At 42.5% G+C, this 5,061-nt stretch carries 5 protein-coding genes; 1 reads left to right on the forward strand and 4 read right to left on the reverse strand.

Going from position 1 to position 5,061, the window contains the following annotated elements; translation table 11 throughout:
- Positions 1-187 precede the first annotated feature (187 nt).
- The 4 genes from Q0625_RS04190 to Q0625_RS04205 all read right to left on the reverse strand — a co-directional run bounded on the left by Q0625_RS04190 (position 188) and on the right by Q0625_RS04205 (position 4,053).
- The gene (locus Q0625_RS04190; protein ID WP_298823707.1) at positions 188-946 is read right to left on the reverse strand and encodes a lysophospholipid acyltransferase family protein; all 759 of its coding nucleotides are present in this window, start codon (positions 944-946) and stop codon (positions 188-190) included.
- An 11-nt stretch (positions 947-957) separates the two neighbouring features.
- Positions 958-2,202: a peptidoglycan DD-metalloendopeptidase family protein gene (locus tag Q0625_RS04195; protein ID WP_298823709.1), complete on the reverse strand. Its 1,245-nt coding sequence runs from the start codon at positions 2,200-2,202 to the stop codon at positions 958-960.
- Complete coding sequence (locus Q0625_RS04200; RefSeq protein WP_298823711.1) at positions 2,202-2,969, reverse strand: DUF4292 domain-containing protein; 768 nt, start codon at positions 2,967-2,969, stop codon at positions 2,202-2,204. The genes Q0625_RS04195 and Q0625_RS04200 overlap by 1 nt, the downstream gene beginning before the upstream one ends.
- 70 nt (positions 2,970-3,039) lie before the next feature.
- On the reverse strand, positions 3,040-4,053 hold the full coding sequence (locus Q0625_RS04205) for a WYL domain-containing protein (RefSeq protein ID WP_298823713.1): 1,014 nt from the start codon (positions 4,051-4,053) through the stop codon (positions 3,040-3,042).
- Between the two features lie 101 nt (positions 4,054-4,154).
- Between Q0625_RS04205 and Q0625_RS04210 the strand changes: the two genes are divergently transcribed.
- On the forward strand, positions 4,155-4,979 hold the full coding sequence (locus tag Q0625_RS04210; protein ID WP_298823715.1) for an SAM-dependent chlorinase/fluorinase: 825 nt from the start codon (positions 4,155-4,157) through the stop codon (positions 4,977-4,979).
- The last annotated feature ends 82 nt before the right edge of the window (positions 4,980-5,061 follow it).

Genomic DNA, 5,061 nt, shown 5'->3' on the forward strand with positions numbered 1-5,061 from the left:
ACCCACGACCCCGAGATTACAAATCACGTGCTCTGGCCAACTGAGCTATACCGGCAAAAATGAACACTATTCACCGCAAAAAACAAGCGTTTTTTACTTCTCCTTTGCGAGGTGCAAATATACAACAATTTTTTATTCCGCCAACAAAAATATTTGTTTTTTTCAAAATAAGTTATTAACACCCCTATTATTCATCTCCTCCCTTGATAAATGAGGGGTGTTGCTCTATGGCTAGGGCTACTTTTTCTACTATTTCCTCTACACTTTCTCTTTCATAATCAATTTCCAAGGGCGGTTTTATGTGCATACGCTGGGTAACCCCTTTCTTTTTGACTACCACGCCCTTCTTATCGAAGGAACGACGGAATCCATCTATCACTATGGGTACTACAATGGGTTTGTAGGTCTTTATCAGGTGTGCTGTCCCCTTGCGAATAGGTTTCCATGGAGAGGTAGTACCCTGCGGAAAGGTAATCAGCCAACCATCATTTAGGGCTATTCCTATATTCTCCACATCTTCTGTCTTGACTTCCCTTTGTATATCCTTACCCTTCTCACGCCATGTGCGACTGACCTGTACTGCTCCTACGTAGGAGAGAATCTTAGGCAATAACCCTGCATGCATGGTCTCGGTAGCGGCCACATAATATAGGTTAAGCTTAGGATGCCATATATAACTTATGTTTTTGAGACTATCCACTCGGCCATGGAGACTGGCATTGAACACATGATACATGGCTACCACGTCAGCAAAATAAGTCTGGTGATTGGAGATGAAAAGCACTCCCTTATCAGGCAAGGTGCGGATAATCTCTGATCCTTCTATCAGCAAATGATTGAACCCCCTATATCGCCTGTGGGTTAAGGGACCTAAAACGCGTATGATCAACCGTTTTATCCACAGAGCATGCCCAAAGGGGTCTTGTTTCCATAGTCTGAATTTCATCTTGTTATGTTTTATTCTCTAAGCCAATGTTCGGGATTGAGCTTATTGGTATTCTTATAGACAAAGAATTTCATCTCTGTTCGTCCCTCACTATCGGTAAATATCTTTCCTAAAGGGGTTTTGGCGGATACCTTCTGCCCCTTACTTACATATACTTGTATAAGGTTATAATATATGGTAATGAAATTCCCATGTCTCACCTGTACGGCCTTGTTACCTCCAGGCACCGAGATAATAGCCGAGACTTCTCCATTGAACACACAGCGCGCATCGGAATTACGTGGCGCCATAAGGGTGATACCATTATTATAATGTTTCAGGTCTGGATACACAGGATCATCATAAGTACCAAAGCCTTGTGACTTGTACCCACGCTCAATTGGCCAAATGAGCTTTCCTTTGTTTGCTTCAAAATCCGAAGAGAGTGCTTGTCCCTCTGGGGTAAGGTCGAAGATCTTATCGCTGCTTGTCTTTCCTGAGGTTGAGGTAGTGCCTGAGGAGGTACTCTTGCCTTTGCCCTTTTTGTTTGCCTCAGCTATGGAAAGGCGGATCAGTCGGTCTATTTCCTTATCTATCTTATTGGCCTGTGCTTGTTTCTTCTTTATCTCATCGGCATACTCACTTTCTTTCTTTTTGATAGAGGCGACAAGGGTCTCCTGTGCCTTGCGCTCTTGGGAAAGGCGGTCTTGCTCCTTCTGATTCTCTTCCACTATCTTACGTTGGTAATTATGCTGAAGAGAAAGGGAGTCCGTCAGCTGCTGTATCAGGGTGTTTTTCTCTTGTATTTCTTGGGCTTGTTTTTTCCTATATTGGCTATACTGTTGCAAATATTTGAGTCGCTTGTAGCCCTGAGCAAAACTCTCAGAAGCCAAAAGCAAGAGCCAACGGCTTTTGGGTGAGCGTGTCTTATAGGACTGTTCTATCACCGCCGCATAACTCTTTTTGAGTACTTCCAATTCTTTCTTAAGGCTAGCCATCTGATTTTGGTTTTCCTTGATCTGTTGGGAGAGCAGGTTAGCCTGATGATTCGTTACACGAATCAGCTGGGTACGCGCAGAAATTTTTTCGCTAATCTCCTCTATTTGGGTAGCCAAGCTCTTGCGTTCCTGTGCTTGTTGGGAACGTAGGGCGGACATCTCTCGGATTTGCTCCAAGAGGGCTTTCTTCTGCCGCTCCAGCTGTTTTTGTTTCTGGGAGGTCTGGGCAAAAGTAGCTGTAAATGAAGTGATGAGTATGAATAAGAGAATACGATGCATTAGGGTTGGAGGGTTAAGGGTTGGAAACCAGCAGGTACTGTATAAGGGAACTTAACAGACACATTGCGCTGTAAGCTACTAAGTTGCAAGTTTAGCTGTACCTGATCCCCTCCCTGACTGCCCTGTAACAATAGGGAGAGCGGGAAGAGCTGCCCCTCTACCGTCTGATAGGTATAAGCAGCAGAGAGAGAACGCTCTTGCTCAGTTTGTTTCTCTTGTACAATCAGCAAACTATCCATTCTGAAAGCTGCGTTAAGGAAGAAAGATAAGTCCAATCCGTCCTTTCTAAGCGCCCCTTTGTAACGCTCCTCTTCAGGAGTGAAAGTCGTGTGTCGGTCACGGAAAAGCAATTGTCCTAAGAGCAAATTTTCCAAAGCCTCAAAGCCAAGATGTACCCCTAAGTATTTTTCTGAGATAGTGTAATCCCCCTCAAAATAGGTATTGTCAAGCTTGTTATAGAACTGTACCTTATCCTTAGTAATAAGTGCCTTGGCCATCCCTAAGGGGGCACTGAGCCAAATGGCTTCCCCCTTTTTCATTCTAAAAGACAGTGGGATCGCCTGCCCAATCTTACCCACCTTGGAATAAGATACGGTCAGTGTTCCAACCAGTGTCTCAAAAGCGGGGAAAGTCTCTTGATGCTTTTCGAGAATTTCCTTTGCCTTGAGACGACTATCGGCAGTGCCTTGTGTATTGGTTACCTTGGAGGTACGACAACCTCCCATAAGTAAAAGAAAAAGAAGAGTATAACTTATAAATGATTTCATTGTGCTTTCTGTTTTTAAAGGGTAAAATTACAATATTTTTCAACGTTTCTGAGAAACAAGACATATTTTATCACTCCTTTAGTTTTTCTTCAGTATAATTAGCAACTGCTTTTTTCAATAATGAGGATATATTTCTCCTTAGTCGTGAAGGGGCTAAAACGATTATACTAGCTCCAAATCCCAAAATAAGCCGCTCTAGCTCGTAATTATGACGTACCTTAATGCGGAATATAATCCCATCCTCTCGCTCCTCTACTATCTCCTGAGTATGATGAAAAGGTTTGGTGATCAAATAGTTAGCATTATTATTATCTACCCAAAAAACAACTTCCTCTATGGGATTGCCACGAGAGAGGGTAACACCTATGATATCCTTGAAGTATTCATTGGGATCTATTTTTTTATCAACATAGGAGATTGATAAAATATTCACACTTTCCATGCGGTCAAGAGCTAAGGTAAGCACGTCAGACTTGTAAAAAGCAATGAGAAACCACCTATTATTATACTCTTTGAGGAATTGTGGGTGCAGCTCTAGCACATGGGCTTGCCTTGCCCGAAAGGATTTGTAAGAAATAGCTAAGGCTTGCTTATGGATAATGGCTTGATAGATAGGATCTACATATTCCAATCCCTTGAGGTCTTCGTTCTTATCCATGTGAATAGCAGGACGCTTGGCAGCAGAGAGGATAATGGAATCCTCCAACCTATGTACGATACCGCTCATGTGCCTGAAGAAAGAGAAATCCTTAAACTCCTTGAGGAAATCCACCGCCTCACGCATTTTCTTGATATCTTCATAGGGAATTTCTGTCTTGGTGATACTATATTCAGGATCGGCATAGCGGTAATATTTGTTATCAAAAACCTCTATCGGTGCATTATACCCTATCTTATCACTGCGCATATTCTGAATATCGAGCTGCACGGTACGCTTACTGACGACATTTTCCTTGCCCTCGTATTCGGTAAGGGCCTCAGTACAGGCGTCAATAAGGTCATCTATCGTCCAAAAGCGTGAGGTATTTCTCAAGCATTTATCAATCGTTTTATACCGTATTAGTGCATTTTTGTTGGTAGCCATAACAGTTGAGAAAAGTTCCTAAGGGGCAAAGATAAAAAGAAATTGGAAATATAGTAGCCAATTACAAGTTTTTTCTTACATTTGTACGAACATATCAAGCTATGAAAGAAATAAATATCATCACCCTTACAACGGATTTTGGAGAACAAGATTACAGCGTGGGTGCTCTCAAGGGACAGCTCTACAGTCTTGTTCCCGAGGCACGTATTGTGGATATCTCCCACCAAGTAGATCGTTACAGTATCACCGAAGCAGCCTATTTGTTACAAGGGGCTTATCGCTACTTCCCCAAAGGGACAATACATATTATGGGAGTTAATAATGAACTCTCCACTGAACGAGGTCTTTTGCTCTTAGTCTATGAAGAACAGTACTTTATCACCGCGGACAATGGTTTTATCACCCTATTCACTCGCAATCAGGAGGGGCTGGAAGTCTATCTGCTGGATTTGCAGGACAGGCGATCCATCTTCCCCACCTTAGAGTTTTCCACCAAGATTGCCCAGCAACTTTGCCAAGGGACACCCGCAGCAGCATTGGGCACCCCCTATAGCGAACACCTATATATCAGCAACTTTATCCCTAAGGTACGTGCTCAAAGGATAGAAGGCAATGTAATTTATATAGACCATTTTGGCAATGTAGTGTCCAATATCACCGAAGCCCTTCTAAGAGAAGAAGCCAAGGGACGCCGCTTTAATGTATATTTCCGCTACCAAAGTGTAGATAATTCTTCCGTAGAGGAGATTTGTACCCAATACAACCAAAAGGAAGATGGACTCTCCGCAGGCAATCCGTTCTTAGTCTTCAACCACCTAAAATACTTGGAGATGGCCATTGACAAAGCCAATCCTAAATCCTTTGGAGGCAGTGCCAGCCTTATGGGTATCCATATAGGAGACACCGTAAGTATAGACTTTATATAAAAAAATAAAAGAGAGCTTTCGCTCTCTTTTACCAATTCTAACCACAAAATCTAATATATGAAAAACAATTTATCTTTTCGTT

This window comes from uncultured Capnocytophaga sp., from assembly GCF_938029845.1.
Classification (GTDB): Bacteria; Bacteroidota; Bacteroidia; order Flavobacteriales; family Flavobacteriaceae; genus Capnocytophaga.